Below are 23,301 nucleotides of genomic sequence, written 5' to 3' on the forward strand. Positions count from 1 at the left end.
CCATGTTCTTTCATGCAACCGCTGTCGCGGCGAGGTATGCGTTGAGCGCATCGTCGTCCACGATGGCCACCTTGCCGAAATCCAGCGACACGATGCCCATGCCTTCGAGCGCGCGCAGCACGCGGTTCACCGTCTGGCGCGACAGGCCCACGAGCTGGCCCAGCTCGTCCTGCGTGAGGTTGAGCCGGCGCGTGCTGCGCCAGAACAGCCGGCTCAGGTACAGCGCCACGCGGTGCTCGGTGGACTGCGTGCGCCCGGCCTCGATGATGGTCATGGCCTGGCCGAGCCGCATGTTCAGGTGCAGCACCAGGAACTGGTTGAAGGCCAGGCTGGTCTCGCGCAGCTCCTCGAACAGCGGCAGTGGCAGGCACAGCAGCCGGGTGGGGCGCAGCGCGACCACGTGGTACCTGCGCGGCTCGGGCTTCATGGCCGAGCCTTCGCCGAACCATTCGCCATCGGGCACGCCGATGAAGGCCGAGGAGCGGCCGCGGCTGGCCGGGCTTTGCAACATCACCAGGCCCGAGAGCACGGCGTGCCAGCCCTGCACGGCGCTGCCCGCGGGCTTCATGACCTCGCCCTTGTCGCCGCTCTCCTCGAACACTTCGGCGCGCACGCGCTCCTGCATGGCCGCCGGCAACCCGGCGAACCAGGGCTGGGCGGTGATGAAGCGCTGGGCATGCGGGGCGGTGCAGAGCATGCCGCGGATTGTCGCTGCAGCCCGCGCCGTTCAGGGTAATCCCTTGGCCTTTGTCGGGTGGGCGACAGGTGTTGGCGCGGCAGGCCCGGCGTTGCACACTGCGCAGCGCAAGCAGCCACGCCAGATGCCCCATTGCGGTGCCTTCGACCCCATCCGCAATGGACATTTCGAAGGCCCCGAGACAGCCTGGTGCGCGTTACGATGATTGCCCAATTCACCACAATATCCAAGGAGCACACATGCTGGGCCTGATGCAGAGCCAACCCCTGTTGATCTCGTCGCTGATCGAGTTCGCCGACCGCCACCATGGCGACGCCGAGATCGTTTCGCGGCGCGTCGAGGGCGACATCCACCGCTATACCTACAAGGACCTGGCCGCGCGAGCGCGCCGCCTGGCCAACGCACTCGACGGGATGGGCCTGCAGTTCAGCGACCGCGTGGCCACGCTGGCCTGGAACGGTTACCGCCACATGGAGATGTATTTCGGCGTCTCGGGCTCGGGTCGCGTGCTGCACACCATCAACCCGCGCCTGCACCCCGACCAGATCGCCTGGATCGCCAACCACGCCGAAGACCAGGTGCTGTGCTTTGACCTGACCTTCCTGCCGCTGGTGCAGGCCGTGCACGCCAAGTGCCCCACGGTGAAGAAATGGGTGGCCCTGTGCGACGCGGACCGGCTGCCTGCGGACTCCGGCATCTCCGGCCTCACGAGCTACGAGACCTGGATCGGCGCGCACTCGCCCGACTATGCCTGGCCCGAGTTCGACGAGAACTCGGCGTCGAGCATGTGCTACACCAGCGGCACCACGGGCAACCCCAAGGCTGCGCTGTACAGCCACCGCTCGACCACCCTGCATGCCTATGCCGCGGCGCTGCCCGACGTGATGTGCCTGTCGGCACGCGACTCTGTGCTGCCCGTGGTGCCCATGTTCCACGTCAACGCCTGGGGCATCCCGTACTCGGCCGCGCTCACGGGCTGCAAGCTGGTCTTCCCGGGCCCGGCCATGGACGGCAAGTCGATCTACGAACTGATCGAGGCCGAGAAGGTCAGCTACGCCGCCGGCGTGCCCACCGTGTGGCAGATGATGCTGGGCCACATGAAGCCCGCGGGCCTGAAGTTTTCGACGCTCAAGCGCACCGTGATCGGTGGCTCGGCCTGCCCGCCCGCCATGATCCATGCCTTCAAGGAAGACTATGGCGTGGAAGTGCTGCACGCCTGGGGCATGACCGAGATGAGCCCGCTGGGCACCCTGTGCACCCTGAAGAACAAGCACCTCGCGCTGTCCAAGGAAGAGCAGATGAAGGTGCTGCTCAAGCAGGGCCGCGCGATCTACGGCGTGGACATGAAGATCGTCGGCGCCGATGGCGAGGAGCTGCCCTGGGATGGCAAGACCTACGGCGACCTGCTGGTCAAGGGCCCCTGGATCGTGGACAGCTACTTCAAGGGCGAGGGCGGCCACCCGCTGGTCAAGGACGCGCAGGGCCGCGGCTGGTTCCCCACGGGCGATGTGGCGACCATCGATGCCGATGGCTTCATGCAGATCACCGACCGCAGCAAGGACGTGATCAAGTCCGGTGGCGAGTGGATCAGCTCCATCGACATCGAGAACATCGCCATGGCCCACCCGGCCATCGCCATGGCGGCCTGTGTGGGCATGCCACACCCCAAGTGGGACGAACGCCCCATCGTGGCCGTGGTCAAGCGCCCTGGCGCCGAGGTCACGCGCGAGGAATTGCTGGCCTTCTTCGAAGGCAAGACCGCCAAGTGGCAGATCCCAGATGACGTGGTCTTCGTGGAGGCGATTCCGCTCGGTGCCACCGGCAAGATGCTCAAGACGAAGTTGCGTGAGCAGCTCAAGGATTACAAGCTCCCGGGCCTGTGATCCAGATTGGTGCGGCGCTCGGGGGAGCGCTGCGCCAGTCACGTGTGCGACGCCGGTAGGGGCAATCCCTGAGGGGCGTCGTGTTGCAACGCGGTACGCTGCGTTTTACCGATTTACAAGGAGACAAAACCATGAAATTCGCTATGAAGGCTGTAGCAGCCACCGTCCTGTTGGCGAGCGCTGGCGCGGCGTTCGCTCAAAAAGGTGAGACCGTCAAGATCGCCTGGCTCGACCCGCTTTCGGGCCTGATGGCGGCGGTGGGAACCAACCAGCTCAAGAGTTTCCAGTTCATCTCCGAAGAGTTCAACAAGAAGAACGCTGCCGGCGTGAAGTTCGAGATCATCGGCATCGACAACAAGCTCAGCCCGCAGGAAACCACCAGCGCCCTGCGTTCGGCCATGGACCAGGGCGCACGCTACGTGGTGCAGGGCAACGGTTCGGGCCCGGCACTGGCCATCATGGATGCGCTGGAAAAGCACAACGCCCGCAACCCCGGCAAGGAAGTCGTGTTCCTGAACTACGCTGCGGTGGACCCGGACCTGACCAACAGCAAGTGCAGCTACTGGCACTTCCGCCTGGACGCTGACACCTCCATGAAGATGGAAGCGCTGACCACCTTCATGAAGGACCTGCCCGAGGTCAAGAAGGTGTACCTGATCAACCAGAACTACTCGCACGGCCACCAGGTCTCCAAGTTCGCCAAGGAAATCATGGCCCGCAAGCGCCCTGATGTGCAGTTCGTCGGCGACGACCTGCACCCCCTGGCCCAGGTGCGCGACTTCGCACCCTACATCGCCAAGATCAAGCAGTCGGGCGCCGACAGCGTGATCACCGGCAACTGGGGCTCCGACCTGGCGCTGCTCATCAAGGCCGCCAACGATGCCGGCTTGAACAACGTCAACTTCTACACCTACTACGGCTCGGTCACGGGCAGCCCCACGGCCATGGGCGCTGCTGCCGCAGGCCGCGTGTACATGGTGGCCTACGCGCACATCAACCTGCCGGGCGAGCTCAACAAGATCGTGGTGGACTACAAGAAGAAGTTCAACGACGACATGTACACCGGCTCGGTCTACCACGCCTTCTCGATGCTCACCGACGCCTTCGTGAAGACCAAGTCCACCGACCCTGTGAAGGTGGCTGCGGCCCTGGAAGGCATGAAGTTCAAGAGCTTCAACGGCGAGGTCGAGATGCGCAAGGCCGACCACCAGCTGCAGCAGGGCCTGTTCATCTCCAAGTGGGAGAAGGCCGGCGGCAAGTACCCGCTCGATTCGGAAAGCACGGGCTACACCTTCGTGCCGGTGAAGTACTACGAGCCCTTCGTGGCCAGCACGCCCACCTCCTGCCAGATGAAGCGCCCCTGAGGCTTCATCAGTCTCTCTTCTCTAGGCCCGACCTGGCTCGGGCCTTTTTTTTACCCTTGTTGTGAAAAATTGCGATGAATCTTGAGTTTTTCGTGATCTCCCTGCTCAACGGCGTGAGCTACGGGCTGCTGCTGTTCATGCTGAGCTCGGGACTCACGCTGATCTTCAGCATGATGGGTGTGCTCAATTTCGCGCACACCAGCTTCTACATGCTGGGGGCCTATTTCGCCTACAGCATCTCCGGCGTCATCGGCTTCTGGCCGGCGCTGGTGATCGCACCGCTCATCGTGTTCGCGCTGGGCGCCGCGTTCGAGCGCTACTGCCTGCGCCGCGTGCACAAGTTCGGCCACGTGCCCGAGCTGCTCGTGACCTTCGGCCTGTCCTACCTGATCCTCGAAGTCGTGCAACTGGTCTGGGGCCGCGCCACGGTGCCCTACGGCCTGCCCGAGCAGCTGCAAGGCCCTCTGTTCAGCCTGTACGGCACGCAGTTCCCCAAGTCGCGTTCCTTCGTGATGCTGATCGCCCTGTTGATGCTGCTGTCGGTGTGGCTGCTGCTCACGCGCACTCGCATCGGCCTGGTGATCCAGGCGGCGCTCAAGTACCCCGAAATGGTCGAGGCCCTGGGCCACAACGTGCCGCGCGTGTTCATGCTGGTGTTTGGCGGCGGTGCTGCGCTCGCCGGTCTGGCCGGGGTGATCGGCGGCAACACCTATGTGACCGAACCGGCCATGGCGGCTTCCGTCGGCTCCATCATCTTCGTGGTGGTGGTGGTCGGCGGCATGGGCTCGCTGGCGGGCGCCTTCCTGGCCTCGCTGTTGATCGGGGTGGTGCAGACCTTCGCGGTGGCGCTCGACTACTCGATGATCCATGTGCTGCGCCCATTCGGCGTGGCCGTGACCGACCAGACCTTCGGCTACCCCCTGCTCAAGCTCACCATCTCGCAGGTGGCGCCCATCCTTCCGTACCTGTTCCTGGTGCTCATCCTGATCTTCCGTCCCAAGGGCCTGCTGGGCACGCGGGAGGACTGATGCCATGACCTCATCCACCACCACCGTCTCCGGCGCCGCACTGCACGCCAACCCGCACGCTGCCTCGCAGGGCACTGCGCACTACCGCTTCAAGCCCTGGAACGTCGGCCGCTTCGTCGTCTGGGCGCTGTTCGCCGCGCTGCTGATCGTGGCGCCGCACGTGTTCCGCAGCAGCCTGGCGCTGACCATGCTCTCGCAGATCGGCTACCTGATCATCATCTGCCTGTCCTACAACATCCTCCTGGGGCAGGGCGGCATGCTCAGCTTTGGGCATGCGGTGTACACGGGCCTGGGCTCGTTCATCGCCATCCATGCCATGAACCTGGCGGGCAAGGGCAGTCTGCCCATCCCGCTGGTGCTCATTCCCCTGGTGGGCGGGCTGGCCGGCATGTTCTTCGCAATCCTGCTGGGCTTTGTGACGACCAAGAAATCGGGCACCACCTTCGCCATGATCACGCTCGGTATCGGCGAGCTCGTGGCCTCGATGGCGCTGATGTTCCCCGAGTTCTTCGGCGGCGAGGGCGGCATCACCACCGATCGCGTCTACGGCAAGCCCTTCTTCGGGCTGAACTTCGGCTCGGGCATGCAGGTTTACTACCTGATCGCAGCCTACTGCTTCGTCTGCACGGCCGCCATGTTCGCCTTCACCGGCACACCGCTCGGGCGCATCCTGAATGCGGTGCGCGACAACCCCGAGCGCGTGGAGTTCATTGGCTACAACACGCAGCGCGTGCGCTACTTCGCCTTCATCATCGCGGGCTTCTTTGCCGGCATCGGCGGCGGCCTGGCCACGATCAACTTCGAGATCGTGACCGGCGCCGACAGCGTGAACGTGCTGCGCTCGGGCAGCTACCTGCTGTTCACCTTCCTGGGTGGGGCCACCTTCTTCTTCGGGCCCATCATTGGTGCGGTGCTGCTGGTGCTGGCCTCGGTGCTGCTGTCCGAGATCTCCAAGGCCTGGCTGCTCTACCTGGGCCTGGTGTTCCTGTTCATGGTGATGTATGCGCCCGGCGGCATCGCCAGCCTGATCATGATGAACCTGCGCGTCGCCAAGTACGGCAAGCTGCGCCAGCTCTGGGTGTCCTACCTGGGCCTGGCGGGCACGGGCCTGGTGGCGGTGCTGGGTGCGGCCTGCATGGTCGAGATGACCTACCACCTGCAGCTCAACGCGGCCCTGGGGTCGGAGCTCAAGTTCATGGGGGCCATGATCAATGCCAAGGGCCTGTCGGCCTGGTTCGGGGCGGGCTTCGTGTTCGCCACCGGGCTGGCGCTGTTCGAGCTGTGCCGCCGCCAGTTCCTGCGCCAATGGGGGCGCATCCAGGAAGAGATCGAACATGAAATCAAGCGGGGAGAGGCGCTGTGAGCGGCAATACCATGGCAGCTAATCCATCCTCCTTCGCGCTCGAGCTGCGCGACCTGCGCAAGAGCTTCGGCAAGACCGAGATCATCCGCGGGGCCAATCTCGCAGTGGCGCCCGGCGAGCGCGTGGCCATCATCGGCCCCAACGGCGCCGGCAAGTCCACGCTCTTCAACCTCATCAGCGGGCGCTTTGCGCCCACCAGTGGCGACGTGATTCTCAATGGCCAGCGCATCAATGGCCTGGCCCCCTTCGAGATCAACCGCATGGGGCTGTCGCGCAGCTTCCAGATCACGAACATCTTCCCCAAGCTGAGCGTGTTCGAAAACCTGCGCTGCGGTGTGCTCTGGAGCATGGGCTACAAGTACACCTTCCTGCGCTTCCTGTCGAACCTGCACGATGCCAACCAGCGTGCCAAGGAGCTCATGGAGATGATCAAGCTCGACAAGAAGCGCGACACGCTGGCCATGAACCTGACCTACGCCGAGCAGCGCGCGCTGGAGATCGGCATCACCATTGCCGGCGGCGCCAACGTGATCCTGCTCGACGAACCCACGGCCGGCATGAGCAAGAGCGAGACCACGCGCTTCATCCACCTCATCAAGGAGGTGACCGAAGGCCGCACGCTGCTGACCGTGGAGCACGACATGGGCGTGGTGTTCGGCCTGGCCGACAAGATCGCCGTGGTGGTCTATGGCGAGGTGATCGCTTTCGACACGCCTGACAAGGTGCGCGCCAATGCGCGCGTGCAGGAGGCCTACCTGGGCTCCGTGGTGGCCGAAGAGCAGGGCGCGGGACACTGATTTATGCTGAAAATTGACAACCTCCACGCCTACTACGGCAAGAGCCATGTGCTGCATGGCGTGAGCTTCGATGTGCAGCCCGGCGAGATTGTGGCGCTGCTGGGGCGCAACGGCTCGGGCCGGTCCACCACCGCCAAGGCCATCATGGGCCTGGTGGACTGGGAAGGCACGGTGAACTTCAAGGGCCAGGACCTCAGCGGCAAGAAGGCCTACGAGATCGCCCACCTGGGCCTGGGCTATGTGCCCGAGAGCCGCGACGTGTTCCCCAACCTCACCGTGCACCAGAACCTGATGCTGGGCCAGAAGGGCAGCGGCAAGGGCAGCCGCTGGTCGTTCGACGACATGTACGAGATGTTCCCGCGCCTCAAGGAGCGCCAGCACACCGAGGCGGGCGTGATGTCGGGCGGCGAGCAGCAGATGCTCACGCTGTGCCGCACGCTCATGGGCGACCCGGACCTGATCATCATCGACGAGCCCACCGAGGGCCTGGCGCCCAAGATCGTCGAGCTGGTGGGCCAGTACCTGCAGACCATCAAGGCGCGCGGCATCTCGGTGCTGCTGATCGAGCAGAAGCTGACCATCGCCATGAAGATCTCGGACCGCGCGCTGGTGATGGGCCACGGCTCCATCGTCTTCCAGGGCACGCCCGACAGCCTGCGCGCCGACAACTACATCCGCAAGGAGTGGCTGGAGGTCTGACGACTCCGGCCAACGCATGACAGAGAGGCGCCTGACAAATGCTCATGGCGCCTCTTTTTTTGCCCGCCGAGGCGGTAGGGCGGTCCAAGGCGATGTCCCCACCGGGACAAATTGACACGCCAGCGCCGCGCGAAGTCTCTACAATAAAAACGCACGATCGTTCTTTTTCACTCTCCAAGGAACAACAGCATGACCGCTGAATACAAAGTCCACGGCTCGGTTGCCGTGATCACCCTGGCCAATCCTCCCGTCAACGGACTGGGCCTGGCCACCCGCCAGGGCATCGTGGACGGCCTCGGCCGTGCCAATGCCGATGCAGCGGTCAGCTCCATCGTCATCACTGGCGCCGGTGGTGCCTTCTCCGGCGGTGCCGACATCAAGGAATTCGGCACCGACAAGTCGCTGCAGGAACCCAATCTGCTGTCGGTGATCGCCGCCATCGAGAACTCGGCCAAGCCCGTCGTCGCCGCCATGCACACCGTCGCCATGGGCGGCGGGCTGGAGCTGGCCCTGGGCTGCCACTACCGCATTGCGGCGCCCGGCTGCTCCATTGCGCTGCCCGAAGTCAAGCTGGGCCTGATCCCCGGCGCTGGCGGCACGCAGCGCCTGCCGCGCGTGATCGGCGTGGAAGCGGCTTTGAACCTCATCGTGAGCGGCGAGCCCGTCAAGAGCGAGATGATCGGCGCCGTGCCCGGCCAGAAGCTGTTCGACAAGATGGCCGCCTCGGCCGAAGCCCTGGCCGCCGACGCCCTGGCCTTTGCCCAGAGCGTGGCCGACGTGCGCCCCCTGCCGCTGGTGCGCAACCTGCCCTGCAAGCACCCCGAAGGCGACGCCTACTTCCAGTTCGCGCGCAACATGGTCAAGGGCATGGCCAAGAACTACCCCGCACCTGCCAAGTGCGTGGACGCGGTCGAAGCCGCCACCAAGCGCAAGTTCGCCGACGGCATGCTGTTCGAGCGTGAGATCTTCATCAACCTGATGTGGACGCCCGAGTCGCGCGCCCTGCGCCACCTGTTCATGGCCGAGCGTGCAGCCTCCAAGATCCCTGACGTGCCGTCCGACACGCCCAAGCGCGAAATCAAGTCGGTGGCCGTGATCGGCGCCGGCACCATGGGCGGCGGCATCTCCATGAACTTCCTGAACGCGGGCATCCCCGTGAAGATCCTGGAGACCAAGCAGGAAGCCCTGGACCGCGGCATCGCCACGATCAAGAAGAACTACGAAGCCCAGGTCAAGAAGGGCAAGCTCAAGGAAGACAAGTACGCGCAGCGCATGGCCCTGCTGTCCACGACGCTCGACTACGCCGACCTCAAGGACGCCGACCTCGTGATCGAGGCCGTGTTCGAGGAACTGGGCGTCAAGGAGTCCGTGTTCAAGCAGCTCGACGCCGTGATGAAGCCCGGCGCCATCCTGGCCTCCAACACCTCCACGCTGGACGTGGACAAGATCGCCGCGTTCACCAAGCGCCCCGAAGACGTGGTGGGCATGCACTTCTTCAGCCCCGCCAACGTGATGAAGCTCTTGGAAGTGGTGCGCGGTGCCAAGACCAGCAAGGACGTGCTGGCCACTGTGATGGCCATTGGCAAGAAGATCAAGAAGACCTCCGTCGTGTCCGGCGTGTGCGACGGCTTCATCGGCAACCGCATGATCGAGCAGTACAGCCGCCAGGCCGGCTTCCTGCTGGACGAAGGCGCAACGCCCCAGCAGGTGGACAAGGCCGTCGAGAAGTTCGGCTTTGCCATGGGCCCATTCCGCATGGGCGACCTGGCCGGCAACGACATCGGCTGGGCGATCCGCAAGCGCCGCGCCGTCGAGCGCGCCGACATGAAGTACAGCCGCACGGCCGACAAGCTGTGCGAGCTGGGCCGCTTTGGCCAGAAGACCGGCGCAGGCTGGTACGACTACCAGGCCGGCAAGCGCGACGCGATCCCGAGCGAGCTGGTCAACAAGATGATCGAAGAGCACCGCAAGGAACTGGGCATCACGCCGCGCAAGATCTCCGACGAGGAAATCGTGCAGCGCCTGGTGTTCGCCCTGGTCAACGAAGGCGCGCACATCCTGGAAGACGGCATCGCCAGCAAGTCCGGCGACATCGACATGGTCTACCTCACGGGCTATGGCTTCCCCATCTACCGTGGCGGCCCCATGCACTACGCCAGCGAAGTGGGCCTGTTCAACGTGGTGCAGGCCATGGACCGCTTTGCCAAGAACCCCAACGACGATGCGGAGTTCTGGAAGCCCGCGCCGCTGCTGGCCAAGCTGGCCGCCGAAGGCAAGGCATTCGCCTGAGCGAACCACAGATTGATGCAGTGAAGCCGCACCGGATGATGCGCACGCCCCTGGCGGCCACCACCGGTGCGTTCCACCCCTGAAAGGATTTTTCCCATGACCTCCGCAGTGATCGTATCCACCGCCCGTACCCCGCTCGCCAAGAGCTGGAAGGGTGCCCTCAACATGACCCATGGCGCCACGCTGGGGGGCCATGCCGTCAAGCACGCCATCGAGCGCGCCGGCATCGACGGCGCCGACGTCGAAGACGTCATCATGGGCTGTGCCAACCCCGAAGGCGCCACGGGCGCCAACATCGCGCGCCAGATCGCGCTGGCCGCCGGCCTGCCCATCACGGCCTCGGGCGTCACGGTCAACCGTTTCTGCTCCTCGGGCCTGCAGACCATCGCCATGGCCGCCCAGCGCATCATCGCTGGCGAAGCCGATGTGTACGTGGCGGGCGGCGTGGAAAGCATCTCCTGCGTGCAGCAGGAAATGAACATCCATATGCTGCGCGACTTGGCGCTGGACAAGGTCAAGCCCGAGATCTACTGGAGCATGCTGCAGACCGCCGAGCAGGTGGCCAAGCGCTACAACATCGGCCGTGAAGCCATGGACGAGTACGGCGCCGCCAGCCAGCAGAAGGCCTGCGCCGCCCAGGCCGCCGGCCTGTTCGACGCCGAGATCGCCCCCATCACCGTGACGGCCGGCGTGGCCGACAAGACCCTGGGCCTGATCACCAAGCAGGTCACCCTGTCCAAGGACGAAGGCACGCGCGAAGGCACGACGGTCGAGTCCATCAGCGGCCTGCGCTCGGCACTGCCCGGCGGCCTGATCTCGGCCGGCAATGCCAGCCAGTTCTCCGATGGTGCCGGCGCCTGCGTGGTGGTGAGCGAAGAGTACGCCAGCAAGAAGGGCTTGAAGCCCCTGGGCCGCTTCCTCGGCTTCGCCGTGGCCGGCTGCGAGCCCGACGAGATGGGCATCGGCCCGGTGTTCGCCGTGCCCAAGGTGCTCAAGAAGCTGGGCCTCACGGTCAACGACATCGACCTGTGGGAGCTGAACGAAGCCTTTGCCGTGCAGGTGATCTACTGCCGCGACAAGCTGGGCATCCCCGCTGACCGCCTGAACGTCAACGGCGGCGCCATCGCCGTGGGTCACCCTTACGGTGTGTCGGGCCAGCGCCTGACGGGCCACGCCCTGATCGAAGGCAAGCGCCGCGGCGCCAAGCGCGTGGCGGTGACCATGTGCATCGGCGGCGGCATGGGCGCAGCGGGCATCTTCGAAGTGCTCTGATGGATGCCCGGTGATGTGGGTGACGGGCGTTACGACGCTTACGTTTGCTCACGCGGGGCTTTGGGACAATGCAGGCCGGCCGTTCCAGCGGCCAGCCTGCAGGCCGCACGCAGCCTTTGCTGCGCGCGTTCCAGACGCCTACAACAATCACCATTCCATCAAGAGAGATTCCTCCATGTTCACAAAGGTTTGCGCAGCCCTGGCCGTTTTGGTCGCATCCACCCTGGGCGCTGCGGGCAGCGCCCAGGCGCAGAGCTACCGGCTCAACCAGCCTCTGGCCGATGACCCTGACACCATCCTGCAGGAGATCGTCGTCACGCCCGAGCGCACGACGGCAACCATCGTGCTGCGCAACACCAGCAAGGACACCATCGAGGCCTGTGCGCATGCCACGGCCCGTCCCGAGTCGTTCTCGGTCAAGGACCTCGACACCGGCAAGGTCTGGAAGCAACTGGGCTCCACCGGCCTCAAGGCCTGCGACGAGGGCATGGACACCATCCGGCCCGGCAACCGCAAGACCTTGAAGGTCCAGTTCCCTGGCCTGCCCGCCACGGCACGGCGCCTGCAGCTGGGCGAGAACAACTGCCAGCCCAAGCCCGAGGACGACATGGACTACTGGTGCTTTGCCGAGATCGTGCTGACCAACAAAAAGTAGCCGCCGCCAGGCAGGCAAGCAAGCGCCGCCCCGTGCGGCGGTGCTGTGGGCCGGTGGTGCACCCCGCGCTGCGAGCGCGTTTTCTCCAGGGTTTTCACACATGAGCTACCGTCCCACCGTCGAATTCCTCCTCTACCAGTGGCTCGACGCCCAGAACCTGCCCGGGCGCGAGCGCTTTGCCGACCATTCGCGCAACACCTTCGACGCCGTGCTCGACACCTGCGAGCGCATCGCGCGCGAGAAGTACGCCCCCTTCAACCGCACAGTCGATACGCAGGAGCCGCAGTTCGACGGCGAGAAGGTCATCCTGCCCCAGTGCACCTACGATGCGCAGAAGGCCTATGCGGCCTCGGGCATGCTCAGCGCCGCGCAGGACTACGACATCGGCGGCATGCAACTGCCCTACACGGTGGAAGCCGCGGCCAACAGCTTCTTCGGCCTGGCGTCGATCAGCATGGGCTCGGGCCTGCTCACGGTGGGCAATGCCAACCTGCTCATGGTGCACGGTACCGAGATGCAGCAGAAGGTGTTTGCGCTCAATGAATTCTCGGGCCGCTTCTCGGGCACCATGTGCCTGTCGGAGCCGCAGGCCGGCTCCAGCCTGAGCGACGTGGCCACGCGGGCCGTGCCCGATGGCGCAGGTTTTGAAAGCGACCCGCTGGGCCCGCGCTACCGGCTCAAGGGCAACAAGATGTGGATCTCGGCTGGCGAGCATGAGCTCACCGAGAACATCGTCCACCTGGTGCTGGCCAAGATCCCCGGGCCCGATGGCAAGCTGGTGCCCGGCACCCGCGGCATCTCGCTGTTCATCGTGCCCAAGAAGCTGGTGGACACCGAAGGCCAACTGACTGGCGTGCGCAACGATGTGGCGCTGGCGGGCCTGAACCACAAGCTCGGCTGGCGCGGCACGACCAACACGCTGCTCAACTTTGGCGAGGGCAAGTACCCGGTCGATGGTGAGGCCGGTGCCGTGGGTTACCTGGTGGGGCAGGCCGGCAAGGGCCTGCACTGCATGTTCCACATGATGAACGAGGCGCGCATCGGCATCGGCATGGCCGCCACCATGCTGGGCCTTGCGGGCTACTACGCGAGCCTGGACTACGCGAAGAACCGCCCCCAGGGCCGCCCGGTGCAAAACCCCAAGGACAAGGACGCCGCGGCCGCCGCCGTGGTCAAGGACGTGGCCCAGCCCCAGGTGCGCATCATCGAGCATGCCGACGTCAAGCGCATGCTGCTGGCGCAGAAGTCTTACGGCGAGGGTGCGCTGGCACTTAACCTGTTCTGCGCGCGCCTGGTGGACGAGCAGGCCACGGGCGATTCCGCCGCGGCCGACGAGGCGCGCCTGCTGCTGGAAGTGCTCACTCCCATTGCCAAGAGCTGGCCCAGCGAATGGTGCCTGGAGGCCAACAGCCTGGCCATCCAGATCCACGGCGGCTACGGCTACACGCGCGACTTCCCGGTGGAGCAGTACTGGCGCGACAACCGCCTGAACATGATCCACGAGGGCACGCACGGCATCCAGGCCATGGACCTGCTGGGCCGCAAGGTGCTGATGGAAAACGGTCGCGGCCTGCAGTTGCTGGCGGCGCGCATCAACGGCACCATCGAGCGCGCCATCCAGGTGCCGGCACTCGCAGCGCACGCCAACGCCCTGGGCAGTGCGCTGCAGCAGGTGGGGGCCGCCACCAAGGCCGCCTGGGCCACCGGGCAGCCCACCGACGCACTCGCCAATGCCGTGCCCTACATGCAGGCCTTCGGCCACACGGTGCTGGCCTGGGTCTGGCTGGACGTGGCCCTGGCCACGCTGCAGGCCGACCCCGCGCAGGCCCAGACGGCCAGCGTGGGCAGAATGGGGGCCATGCGCTTCTTCTTCCACTACGAACTGCCCAAGATCGGCGCCTGGCTGCAGGTCGTGAGCAGCCGCGATCCGACCTGCGCCACCTTCCCCGAAGAGGCGTTCTGATGCCCGCAGCGCAGACCCTGGAGCGCATGCACCAGCTCATCTGGGCGCTGATCTACGGGGGCCTGCTCACGCTGGTGCTGGGCCTGGCCACGGCAGGTGCCGACGAGGAACTGGGCTGGGCGATGTGCGCCGCCGGGGGCGTGCTGGTGGCCGTGGGCGTGGTGCTGATTGGCGTGCGCTCGCGCCTGAAGACGACCCCCTGAAATCGCACAGGCGACATGGCGCACCTTGGTTGCGCCGCACAATACCTGTGCCATCCTTCCATTTCTGCGTGCAGGGCCCGCAGGTCCTGCACCACCAACGACGACAAACCAAGGAGACGACGACATGACCACCCGCACCATCCAACAACTGTTCGATCTGACCGGCAAGACGGCCCTCGTGACCGGAGGCTCGCGCGGCCTGGGCCTGCAGCTGGCACAGGCCCTGGGCGAAGCCGGCGCCAAGGTGCTGCTGAGCTCGCGCAAGGCGTCCGACCTGGAAGAGGCCGCCGCCGAACTCAAGGCCGCCGGCATCGACGCCCAGTGGATCGCAGCCGACTGCTCCAATGAAACCGATATCCGCCGCCTGGCCGACGAGACCCTGGCGCGCCTGGGCCACGTGGACATCCTGCTCAACAACGCCGGCGCCGCCTGGGGCGCCCCGGCCGAAGACCACCCCGTGGAAGCCTGGGACAAGGTCATGAACCTCAATGTGCGCGGCTACTTCATCCTGTCGCAGCACATCGCCAAGCACAGCATGATCGGCCGGCGCAGCGGCAGCATCATCAACGTGGCCTCCATCGCCGGCCTGGGCGGCAACCCCAAGGGCATGAACACCATTGCCTACAACACCTCCAAGGGTGCGGTGATCAACTTCACGCGTGCGCTGGCCGCCGAATGGGGCCAATATGGCATCCGCGTGAACGCCATCTGCCCGGGCTTCTTCCCGAGCAAGATGACGGTGGGCACCTTGAAGGCCATGGGCGAAGAAGCCCTGGCCGCCCACGCCCCGCTGGGCCGCCTGGGCGACGACGAAGACCTCAAGGGCCTGTGCGCGCTGTATGCGTCGGACGCCGGCAAGCACATCACCGGCCAGTGGCTGGCGGTGGACGGCGGCGTCAGCATCGTCACGGGCGGCTGAGACCGTTCAAGGCCTGCGCGCCCATGGCGCGCGGGCCTGCCATTCAGGGGCGGCGGCAGGGTCTATGCTTGCAGTCTTTCCCTTTGAGTTCTGGAGTTGCCTGTGCTGAATTTCGGTGTTCCCATTCCTTTCGTCAGCCACCTGGGCTTCACGCTGCACCGCATGGAGCAGGGCGAGTCGGAGCTGCATTACGAGGCAGCGGCCGAGCACCTCAATTCCTTCGAGGTCACGCACGGCGGCGCCACCATGACCTTGCTGGACGTGACCATGGCCACGGCGGCGCGCAGCGAGACGCCGGACCACGGCGTGGTCACCATCGAGATGAAGACCAGCTTCATGCAGGCCGCGCGCGGCCCGCTGGTGGCCAAGGGCCGGCTGCTGCACCGCACGGCCTCGATGGCCTTTACCGAGGCCTCGGTGTATGACGCCCAGGGCCGCCTGTGCAGCCATGCCACGGGCACCTTCAAATACGTGCGCCGTGCGGTCGATCCGGCCACCGGCCAGCCGCTGAAGTCGATCTCCAGCGACTGAGTTTTTTATGGGAGGCCATGCGCCTCCCCACCACCACCCATTGTTTTCCAAGGAGTTCCCCATGGCCCGCAACCAACAGATCGTGCTCGACAACCGCCCACAGGGCGAGGCCGTGGCCGGCAACTTCAAGCTGGTGGCCAGCGACACGCCCGCCCTGCAGGACGGCCAGGTGCTGGTGCGCCACCACTACCTGAGCCTGGACCCCTACATGCGCGGCCGCATGAACGAAAGCAAGAGCTACGCGGCATCGCAGGCCCTGGGCGAGGTCATGATCGGCGGCACCGTGGGCGAGGTGGCCGAGAGCAAGAACCCCAAGTATGCCGTCGGCGACAAGGTCGTGGGCATGGGCGGCTGGCAGGAGTACAGCGTGGTCGACGCCAATGCCCCGGGCGCGCTGCGCAAGGTGGACACCGCCCACGTGCCGCTGTCGCACTACCTGGGCGCTGTCGGCATGCCCGGCGTGACGGCATGGTACGGCCTGGTCAAGATCATCGCCCCCAAGGAGGGCGACACCGTGGTGGTGAGCGCCGCCACGGGTGCCGTGGGCAGCGCCTTCGCGGCCCTGGCCAAGGCGCGCGGCTGCCGTGCCGTGGGCATTGCCGGCGGGGCCGACAAGTGCCGCTATGCGGTCGAGGAACTGGGCTTCGACGCCTGCATCGACTACAAGGAACACAGCGATGTGAAGGCTATGTCCAAGGCCCTGAAGGAAGCCTGCCCGAACGGTATCGACGGCTACTTCGAGAACGTGGGCGGCTGGATCATGGACGCCGTGATGCTGCGCATGAACGCCTTCAGCCGCGTGGCCCTGTGCGGCATGATCGCCGGCTACGATGGCCAGCCCCTGCCCATGGCCAACCCTGCGCTGATGCTCATCAACCGCATGAAGATCGAAGGTTTCATCGTCAGCGAGCACATGGAAGTCTGGCCCGATGCCCTGAAGGAACTGGGTACCCTGGTGGGCACCGGCAAGCTGCGCCCGCGCGAGACCATCGCAGAGGGCATCGCCGCCGCACCCGAGGCCTTCCTGGGCCTGCTCAAGGGCAAGAACTTCGGCAAGCAACTCGTCAAATTGATCTGAAGGAGCGCAAGCGCACATGGCGTTGACCAACCTGCACTGGACCTGGGCCCGTTTCGATGACCTTGGCGTGCATTCCCTGCACGATGCCCTGGCCCTGCGCTGCAAGGTCTTCATCCTGGAGCAGGGACCCTACCAGGACCCGGACGGGGCCGACAAGCAATCCTGGCACCTGCTGGGCTACGATGGTGCCGGTGCGCTGCAGGCCTGCCTGCGCGTGGTGGACCCGGGTGTGAACTACCCCGAGCCCTCCATCGGCCGCGTGGTGACTGCCAAGGAAGCGCGCGGCGGCGGCGCGGGGCGCCTCTTGATGCAGGAGGGCCTGGCACGCTGCCGCCAGGTGTGGCCGGGCCGCAGCGTGCGCATCAGCGCCCAGGCGCACCTGCAGCGCTTTTATGGCAGCCTGGGTTTCGTGGCGGTGTCGGACGAGTACCTCGAGGACGACATTCCCCATATCGAAATGCTGTGGAGTTCCCCCTCATGACCGCTTTGTCCGCGACCGTCTCCGCCACACACACCGTCTTCAACCAGAGCGTGCCGCCCGTGGATGTGAACCTGTTCACCCCCAACCGGCCGCTGCAGGATGCCGTGGCCCTGCATGCGCCCGGCCTGGACAAGAGCGGCCTCACGGCCCTGGGCGCCGAGATGGGTTCGGCACAGATGCTGGAGCACGCGCGCCTGGCCAACATCCACAAACCGGTGCTGCACACGCACGACCGCGTGGGCCGCCGCACCGATGCGGTGGAGTTCCACCCGAGCTACCACGCGCTCATCGGCGCCGCGCTGCGCCATGGCCTGCATGCCACGCCCTGGTCGCGCACGGATGCCGGTGCTGCGCATGCGCACCTGGAGCGCGCGGCCGGCTTTATGCTGTTCACCGAGACCGAGCCCTCGGTGCTGTGCCCCGTTTCCATGAGCTACGCCGTGACTCCGGCGCTGCGCGGCAATGCGGCGCTGTGGACCGACTGGAGCGCCGGCTTGGCCAGCACCCGCTACGACCCGCGCCTGGCGCTGTTCTCCGAGAAGTCCGCGCTCACCATGGGCATGGGCATGACCGAGAAGCAGGGCGGCTCCGACGTGCGCGCCAACACCACGCAAGCAGTCGCCGATGGCAGCGATGCCTGGGGCGCTCGCTACCGGCTCACGGGCCACAAGTGGTTTTTCTCGGCGCCCATGTGCGATGCCTTCCTGGTGCTGGCCCAGGCGCCGGGCGGGCTCACCTGCTTCTTCCTGCCGCGCGTGCTGCCGGGAGAAGGTGAGGGCGGTACCCTGAACGCCATCCGCGTCCAGCGCCTCAAGGACAAGCTGGGCAACCATGCCAACGCCAGCTCCGAGGTCGAATTCACCGACGCCCTGGCCTGGCGCGTGGGCGAAGAGGGCCGCGGCGTGGCCCAGATCCTGGAGATGGGCACCATGACACGGCTCGATTGCGCCCTGGGCACCAGCGGCCTCATGCGCCAGGCGCTGTCGCTGGCGCTGCAGCACACGCGCCAGCGCATGGCCTTTGGCAAGAAGCTCATCGACCAGCCGCTGATGCGCAATGTGCTGGCCGACCTGGCGCTGGAGAGCGAGGCCGCCACGGCCCTGTCCATCCGCCTGGCCAGCGCCTTCGACCACAAGGACAGCAATCCCCACGACGCCGTCATGGCCCGCCTGCTCACGCCCGTGGCCAAGTTCTGGGTCTGCAAGCGCGGCAGCGTGTTTGCGCAGGAGGCCATGGAATGCCTGGGCGGCAACGGCTATGTGGAAGAGGGCGGCGAAGGCACTATGGCCCGCATCTACCGCGAGATGCCGCTCAACTCCATCTGGGAAGGCGCGGGCAACATCATGGCGCTGGACCTGCTGCGCGCCGTGCGCCGCGCCGACACGGCGGCCGCGCTGGCCGACGAACTGGCACCGGCACGCGGCGCCCACCCGGCGCTGGACCGCCTGGCCAGTGCCCTGCCACTGCGTGTGGACGCCATGACCACCGAGACCGAGGCCCGGCGCCTGGCGCAGGATGTGGCCCTGGCCGTGCAGGCCGCGCTGCTGTACCAAAGTGCGCCGGCCAGCGTGTTCGGTGCCTTCTGCGAGTCGCGCCTGAGCGGCGACTGGGGCTACAGTTTCGGCACGCTGGGTGCCGGTGTGGACTTCGACGCGCTGCTGGACCGCGCGCTGCCCGCCTGAGCCACGCGACCCCACAAGAAACCGGAGATCCCCGATGACCACCCCCCTGATCCTGCACCACTACCCCTCGTCCCCGTTCTCGGAAAAGATCCGGCTGGCGCTGGGCTACAAGCAACTGGCCTGGAAGTCCGTGATCATCCCCAGCATCGCGCCCAAGCCCGATGTAGTGGCGCTCACGGGCGGCTACCGCAAGACGCCGTTCCTGCAGGTGGGCGCGGACATCTACTGCGATTCGGCCCTGATCGCCGATGTGCTCGAGCATGTGCAGCCCGAGCCCGTGCTCTACCCGCCGCACTTGAAGGGTGTGGCGCGCGTGTTCGCGCAGTGGGCCGATACCACGCTGTTCTGGGCCGCCATGGCCTACAACCTGCAGCCCAAGGGCGCATCGGCCCTCTTCGCCCACCTGCCGCCTGCAGCGGCCCAGGCCTTTGGCGAAGACCGCCGCGAGATGAGTGCCGGCATGCAGCGCCTGCGCCCGGCCGACGCGGCGGCAGCCTACCGCTCCTACCTGCGCCGCATCGCGCACATGGCCGAGGAGCATGACTTTCTGTTCGGCGCCGAGCCCTGCCTGGCCGACTTCGCGGCCTACCACCCGCTGTGGTTCACGCGCCAGTGCGTGCCCGTGATGGCCGACATCTTCAACGCCACGCCGGCCGTGCTGGAGTGGATGGACCGCGTGGCCGCGCTCGGCCATGGCCGCATGGAAAAGCTGGGCGCAGAGGATGCGATCACCGTGGCCGCGGGGCTGGACCCGCTGCCGCTGGCCGACGATGTGTTCCAGGACGAGCATGGCATTTCCCTGGGCAGCCAGGTGACCATTGCCGCCGAGAGCTTCGGCACCGAACCCACGGAGGGCGAGCTCATCGCCGCCACGCGCACGCGCTACACCCTGCGCCGCACCGACCCGCGTGCGGGCACGGTGCATGTGCACTTCCCCCGCATTGGCTACATACTGCGAAAGGCCGAGGCCACCCAATGATCGACGATTTCAAGGGCAAGACGGCCGTTCTCACCGGCGCGGGCTCGGGCTTCGGCCTCGAATGCGCGCGCATCGGCGCCCGGCTGGGTATGAACCTGGTGCTGGTCGATGTGCAGCAGAACGCACTGGATGCGGCCGCTGCCGAGGCGCAGGCCGCGGGCGTACCGGTGCTGGCGCGCAAGGTGGACGTGTCGAACGCCGCGCAGATGGAGCAGCTGGCGGTGGACGTGGAGCAGCGCTTCGGCGCGCCGCACCTGGTGTTCAACAACGCCGGCGTGGGCGCGGGTGGCCTGGTCTGGGAGAACACCGTCAAGGACTGGGAGTGGGTGCTGGGCGTGAACCTCTGGGGCGTCATCCACGGCGTGCGCCTGTTCACGCCCATGATGCTGGCTGCCGCCAAGAAGGACCCGGCCTGGCGCGGCCACATCGTCAACACGGCCAGCATGGCCGGCCTGGTCGATGCGCCCAACATGGGCGTCTACAACGTGAGCAAGCATGCGGTGGTCAGCCTGTCGGAAACCCTGTACCAGGACCTGGCCCTGGTGACCGACCAGGTCAGCGCCAGCGTGCTGTGCCCCTTCTTCGTGCCCACGGGCATCAGCCAGAGCCACCGCAACCGGCCCGGCGAACTCTCCGCCGACAAGCCCACGCGCAGCCAGCTCATCGGCCAGGCCATGACCGACAAGGCCGTGGGCAGCGGCAAGGTGACCGCTGCCGAGGTGGCGCAGAAGGTGTTCGACGCTGCCGCCGAGCGCCAGTTCTACATCTACAGCCACCCCAAGGCGATTGCCTCGGTGCAGACGCGCATGGAAGACATCATGCTCATGCGCAACCCCACCGATCCGTTCGCGGGCAAGCCCGAGATCGGCGCCCAGCTCAAGGCCGCCCTGCGTGCAGACTGAAAAGCGCGGGCCGGCGGCCGCCCAGGGCTTTGCGCTGTTCGCCACGGCGGTGGGACACTGCGGCCTGGCTTGGGATGGCCTTGTGCTGACGGGTGTGCAATTGCCCGAGGATGCGGGCGAGGAGCACACCCGCGCGCGCATGCAGCGGCGCTTTCCGGGCGCGCCCGAGTCGCCCATGCCGCCCGAAGTGGCCGCCTGGGCGTCCCGCGTGGTGGCCCTGCTGGCGGGCGCACACGACGACCTGCTCGACCTGCCGCTGGCCACCGAGGGCGTGCCGCCCTTCAATGCCCGCGTGTACGAGCTGGCCCGGCGCATACCGCCCGGCAAGACCATGACCTATGGCGAGATGGCCGCCGCGCTGGGCGAGCCCGGTGCCGCACGGGCCGTGGGCCAGGCGCTGGGCCACAACCCGTTTGCACCCGTGGTGCCCTGCCACCGCATCCTGGCCGCAGGCGGCAAGACGGGCGGCTTCTCGGCCGGCGGCGGCGCGGCCACCAAGATGCGCATGCTGGAGATCGAGGGCGCGTTCGCCCACGACACGCTGGCGCTGTTTGCGCCGAAAGACTAACCGCGCTTCTTGAGCAGGGCGGATCCACCGCTCGCCATCGCGAGGTCGTGCGTGGTGTTGAGCAGGGCCGGGCCCAGCGCCTGCATGCGCTCGGGCGTCAGGCGCACCAGCGGGCCGGCGATCGTCACCACCCCCAGCACCGTGCCGTTGCCCCGGCGGATGGGTGCGGCCATGGCCGTCATGGCCGGCGCGAACACCTCGACGATGGTGCTGAAGCCCTGTTGGCGTGCTGTGCGCAGGTAGGCCAGCAGTTCCTTGACCGTGGTGGGGGCGTTGGGGCCGTAGTCCTCGGGCTTGCCGAAGCCCTGGCGTGCCACCAGGGCCAGGGCATCCTCGTCGCTCATGGTGGACAGCCAGGCATGGCCGGCCGAACTGCACGAGAGATTCACCGACAGGCCCATGTCCGGGTCGTAGCGCAGGCCGCGCACGGCGCCCTGGGCCTTGGCCACGAAGGTCAGTTCGTCCCCGTCCACCACGGCCAGCCGCACCAGTTCACCCGACTCGACGGCGAGCCGGTCCAGCAGGGGCTGGGCGATGTCCACCACGCCCGTGGCGCTCAGGTGTGACAGGCCCAGCGACACCAGCTTGATGGTGAGCATGTAGTTGCCCTGGCTGTGGTCCTGGCGCACATAGCCGCAGCGCACCAGCTCGGCCAGCAGGCGGTGCGTGGCGCTCAGCGGCATGTCCAGTTCGCTGGCCAGGCTCGACAAGGCCTTGCCCTCGGGGTGCGGGGCCAGGTGCTCCAGCACTTTGAAGCTGCGTTCGAGGATGCTGCTCATGACGGGTTCTTTCTGTCTTTTCCGGCAATGTACCAAAAATTGTTAAAGGGTTTCTACTATGGAAAGAGTTTCCACTTTCTTAATACGATCCCCTCCCATGGCGCAACCGGCGTTCCGGATGCATGTCCCTGGTCCGACTTTTGATGGAGATACACCCGTGAGAAAAACTGCCTGCCTCCTGGCCGCCGCCGGCCTGTCCCTGCTGATGGCTTCGCTGCCTGCCAACGCCCAGCAGGAGCGCGTGATCCGCTTCGGCCACCTGAACAACGCCGACCACCCGGTGAGCTTCGGGGTCAAGCGCTTCGGCGAGTTGCTGGCCGCCAAGAGCGGCGGCAAGCTCAAGGTGCAGGAGTTCCCGGCCTCGCAGCTGGGCAATGAGCTGCAGCAGCAGTCGGCCCTGCAGGGCGGCGTGCAGCAGATGTCGGCCCCGGCCACCACCTCGCTGGCCGGCATCGTCAAGGAATTCGGCCTGGTGGACTTTCCCTTCGCCGTGGCCAACTTCGCGCAGGCCGATGCGCTGCTCGACGGCCCTTTGGGCCAGGCGCTGATCGCCAAGCTGCCCGAGAAGGGCCTGGTGGCCCTGGGCTACTGGGACCTAGGCTTTCGCAACGTGACCAACAGCAAGCGCGCCATCACCCGGGCCGACGACTTCGACGGCCTCAAGCTGCGCGTGATCCCGAACCCGGTGTTCCTCGACACCTTCAAGGCCTTCAAGGCCAACCCCGTGCCCATGCCGTTTGCCGAACTCTACGGCGCGCTGGAAGCCAAGGCCGTGGACGGCCAGGAGAACCCCTACGCGGTGATCCTGTCGAACAAGATGTTCGAGGTGCAGAAGTACGTGAGCGCCACCAACCACGTGTACGCCGCCAACATCGTGCTGGTGAGCAAGAAGTTCTGGGACCAGCTCTCGCCCGCCGAGCAGAAGATGATGCACGAGGCCGCCGACGAGACGCGCGGCTACCAGCGCCAGGTCAGCCGCGCCGCTGCGCAGCGCTCGGTGGGTGACCTGCAGGCCAAGGGCATGGCCTACAACGAGATCGCGCCGGCCGAACTGGCACGCATGCAGCAGATCGCCAAGCCCGTGAGCGACAAGTTTGCCGCCACCTATGACCAGGCCATCGTCAAGCTCTACGACAGCGAACTCGCCCGCATCCGCAAGTAAGCCATCC

22 protein-coding genes are annotated in these 23,301 nt (G+C 66.4%); 20 read left to right on the plus strand and 2 right to left on the minus strand.

What is annotated here, in order from left to right:
- Window positions 1–10: 10 nt before the first annotated feature.
- Complete coding sequence (locus AC3WOH_RS15725) at window positions 11–697, minus strand: Crp/Fnr family transcriptional regulator (RefSeq protein WP_492230215.1); 687 nt, start codon at window positions 695–697, stop codon at window positions 11–13.
- Between the two features lie 239 nt (window positions 698–936).
- Between AC3WOH_RS15725 and AC3WOH_RS15730 the strand changes: the two genes are divergently transcribed.
- The 19 genes from AC3WOH_RS15730 (at window position 937) to AC3WOH_RS15820 (ending at window position 21,353) form a co-directional block, all read left to right on the plus strand.
- Window positions 937–2,580, plus strand: coding sequence for a 3-(methylthio)propionyl-CoA ligase (locus AC3WOH_RS15730; protein WP_492230216.1), 1,644 nt, complete (start codon window positions 937–939; stop codon window positions 2,578–2,580).
- A gap of 131 nt (window positions 2,581–2,711) precedes the next feature.
- Window positions 2,712–3,944 (plus strand): branched-chain amino acid ABC transporter substrate-binding protein, encoded by a 1,233-nt coding sequence (locus AC3WOH_RS15735; RefSeq protein ID WP_492230217.1) that lies wholly within the window; start codon window positions 2,712–2,714, stop codon window positions 3,942–3,944.
- A gap of 74 nt (window positions 3,945–4,018) precedes the next feature.
- Complete coding sequence (locus AC3WOH_RS15740; RefSeq protein ID WP_492230218.1) at window positions 4,019–4,972, plus strand: branched-chain amino acid ABC transporter permease; 954 nt, start codon at window positions 4,019–4,021, stop codon at window positions 4,970–4,972.
- 4 nt (window positions 4,973–4,976) lie between these two features.
- Window positions 4,977–6,335: a branched-chain amino acid ABC transporter permease gene (locus tag AC3WOH_RS15745; protein WP_492230219.1), complete on the plus strand. Its 1,359-nt coding sequence runs from the start codon at window positions 4,977–4,979 to the stop codon at window positions 6,333–6,335.
- An 11-nt stretch (window positions 6,336–6,346) separates the two neighbouring features.
- The gene (locus tag AC3WOH_RS15750) at window positions 6,347–7,132 is read left to right on the plus strand and encodes an ABC transporter ATP-binding protein (protein WP_184862884.1); all 786 of its coding nucleotides are present in this window, start codon (window positions 6,347–6,349) and stop codon (window positions 7,130–7,132) included.
- A gap of 3 nt (window positions 7,133–7,135) precedes the next feature.
- Window positions 7,136–7,831: an ABC transporter ATP-binding protein gene (locus tag AC3WOH_RS15755; RefSeq protein ID WP_492230220.1), complete on the plus strand. Its 696-nt coding sequence runs from the start codon at window positions 7,136–7,138 to the stop codon at window positions 7,829–7,831.
- A 189-nt stretch (window positions 7,832–8,020) separates the two neighbouring features.
- On the plus strand, window positions 8,021–10,120 hold the full coding sequence (locus AC3WOH_RS15760; protein WP_492230221.1) for a 3-hydroxyacyl-CoA dehydrogenase NAD-binding domain-containing protein: 2,100 nt from the start codon (window positions 8,021–8,023) through the stop codon (window positions 10,118–10,120).
- A 96-nt stretch (window positions 10,121–10,216) separates the two neighbouring features.
- On the plus strand, window positions 10,217–11,392 hold the full coding sequence (locus AC3WOH_RS15765) for an acetyl-CoA C-acyltransferase (protein ID WP_184862791.1): 1,176 nt from the start codon (window positions 10,217–10,219) through the stop codon (window positions 11,390–11,392).
- A 175-nt stretch (window positions 11,393–11,567) separates the two neighbouring features.
- Window positions 11,568–12,047 (plus strand): hypothetical protein, encoded by a 480-nt coding sequence (locus tag AC3WOH_RS15770; RefSeq protein WP_492230222.1) that lies wholly within the window; start codon window positions 11,568–11,570, stop codon window positions 12,045–12,047.
- A 100-nt stretch (window positions 12,048–12,147) separates the two neighbouring features.
- On the plus strand, window positions 12,148–14,010 hold the full coding sequence (locus tag AC3WOH_RS15775; RefSeq protein ID WP_492230223.1) for an acyl-CoA dehydrogenase family protein: 1,863 nt from the start codon (window positions 12,148–12,150) through the stop codon (window positions 14,008–14,010).
- The gene (locus AC3WOH_RS15780; protein WP_492230224.1) at window positions 14,010–14,213 is read left to right on the plus strand and encodes a hypothetical protein; all 204 of its coding nucleotides are present in this window, start codon (window positions 14,010–14,012) and stop codon (window positions 14,211–14,213) included. Before AC3WOH_RS15775 ends, AC3WOH_RS15780 begins: the two co-directional genes overlap by 1 nt.
- Window positions 14,214–14,337: 124 nt before the next feature.
- Window positions 14,338–15,132 carry an SDR family oxidoreductase gene (locus AC3WOH_RS15785; RefSeq protein ID WP_492230225.1) on the plus strand — a complete coding sequence of 265 codons (795 nt, stop codon included), beginning with the start codon at window positions 14,338–14,340 and terminating at the stop codon, window positions 15,130–15,132.
- A gap of 102 nt (window positions 15,133–15,234) precedes the next feature.
- Window positions 15,235–15,663: a PaaI family thioesterase gene (locus tag AC3WOH_RS15790; protein WP_492230226.1), complete on the plus strand. Its 429-nt coding sequence runs from the start codon at window positions 15,235–15,237 to the stop codon at window positions 15,661–15,663.
- Between the two features lie 61 nt (window positions 15,664–15,724).
- Window positions 15,725–16,741 (plus strand): NADP-dependent oxidoreductase, encoded by a 1,017-nt coding sequence (locus tag AC3WOH_RS15795; RefSeq protein WP_492230227.1) that lies wholly within the window; start codon window positions 15,725–15,727, stop codon window positions 16,739–16,741.
- A 16-nt stretch (window positions 16,742–16,757) separates the two neighbouring features.
- Entirely contained in the window at window positions 16,758–17,222 is a 465-nt protein-coding gene (locus AC3WOH_RS15800) for a GNAT family N-acetyltransferase (protein WP_492230228.1), read from the plus strand.
- Window positions 17,219–18,904 carry an isovaleryl-CoA dehydrogenase gene (locus AC3WOH_RS15805; protein ID WP_492230229.1) on the plus strand — a complete coding sequence of 562 codons (1,686 nt, stop codon included), beginning with the start codon at window positions 17,219–17,221 and terminating at the stop codon, window positions 18,902–18,904. The genes AC3WOH_RS15800 and AC3WOH_RS15805 overlap by 4 nt, the downstream gene beginning before the upstream one ends.
- Before the next feature lie 34 nt (window positions 18,905–18,938).
- Window positions 18,939–19,883, plus strand: a complete 945-nt coding sequence (locus tag AC3WOH_RS15810) for a glutathione S-transferase family protein (protein ID WP_492230230.1) — start codon at window positions 18,939–18,941, stop codon at window positions 19,881–19,883.
- Window positions 19,880–20,785, plus strand: coding sequence for an SDR family oxidoreductase (locus AC3WOH_RS15815; RefSeq protein ID WP_492230231.1), 906 nt, complete (start codon window positions 19,880–19,882; stop codon window positions 20,783–20,785). The genes AC3WOH_RS15810 and AC3WOH_RS15815 overlap by 4 nt, the downstream gene beginning before the upstream one ends.
- Window positions 20,775–21,353, plus strand: a complete 579-nt coding sequence (locus AC3WOH_RS15820; RefSeq protein ID WP_492230232.1) for a methylated-DNA--[protein]-cysteine S-methyltransferase — start codon at window positions 20,775–20,777, stop codon at window positions 21,351–21,353. Before AC3WOH_RS15815 ends, AC3WOH_RS15820 begins: the two co-directional genes overlap by 11 nt.
- Here the strand turns inward: AC3WOH_RS15820 and AC3WOH_RS15825 are convergent.
- Window positions 21,350–22,132: an IclR family transcriptional regulator gene (locus tag AC3WOH_RS15825; protein ID WP_492230233.1), complete on the minus strand. Its 783-nt coding sequence runs from the start codon at window positions 22,130–22,132 to the stop codon at window positions 21,350–21,352. The genes AC3WOH_RS15820 and AC3WOH_RS15825 overlap by 4 nt on opposite strands.
- 157 nt (window positions 22,133–22,289) lie before the next feature.
- Between AC3WOH_RS15825 and AC3WOH_RS15830 the strand changes: the two genes are divergently transcribed.
- Complete coding sequence (locus AC3WOH_RS15830; RefSeq protein WP_492230234.1) at window positions 22,290–23,294, plus strand: TRAP transporter substrate-binding protein; 1,005 nt, start codon at window positions 22,290–22,292, stop codon at window positions 23,292–23,294.
- The last annotated feature ends 7 nt before the right edge of the window (window positions 23,295–23,301 follow it).

It is taken from the genome of Acidovorax sp. FW305-C-20-28 (assembly GCF_058783375.1).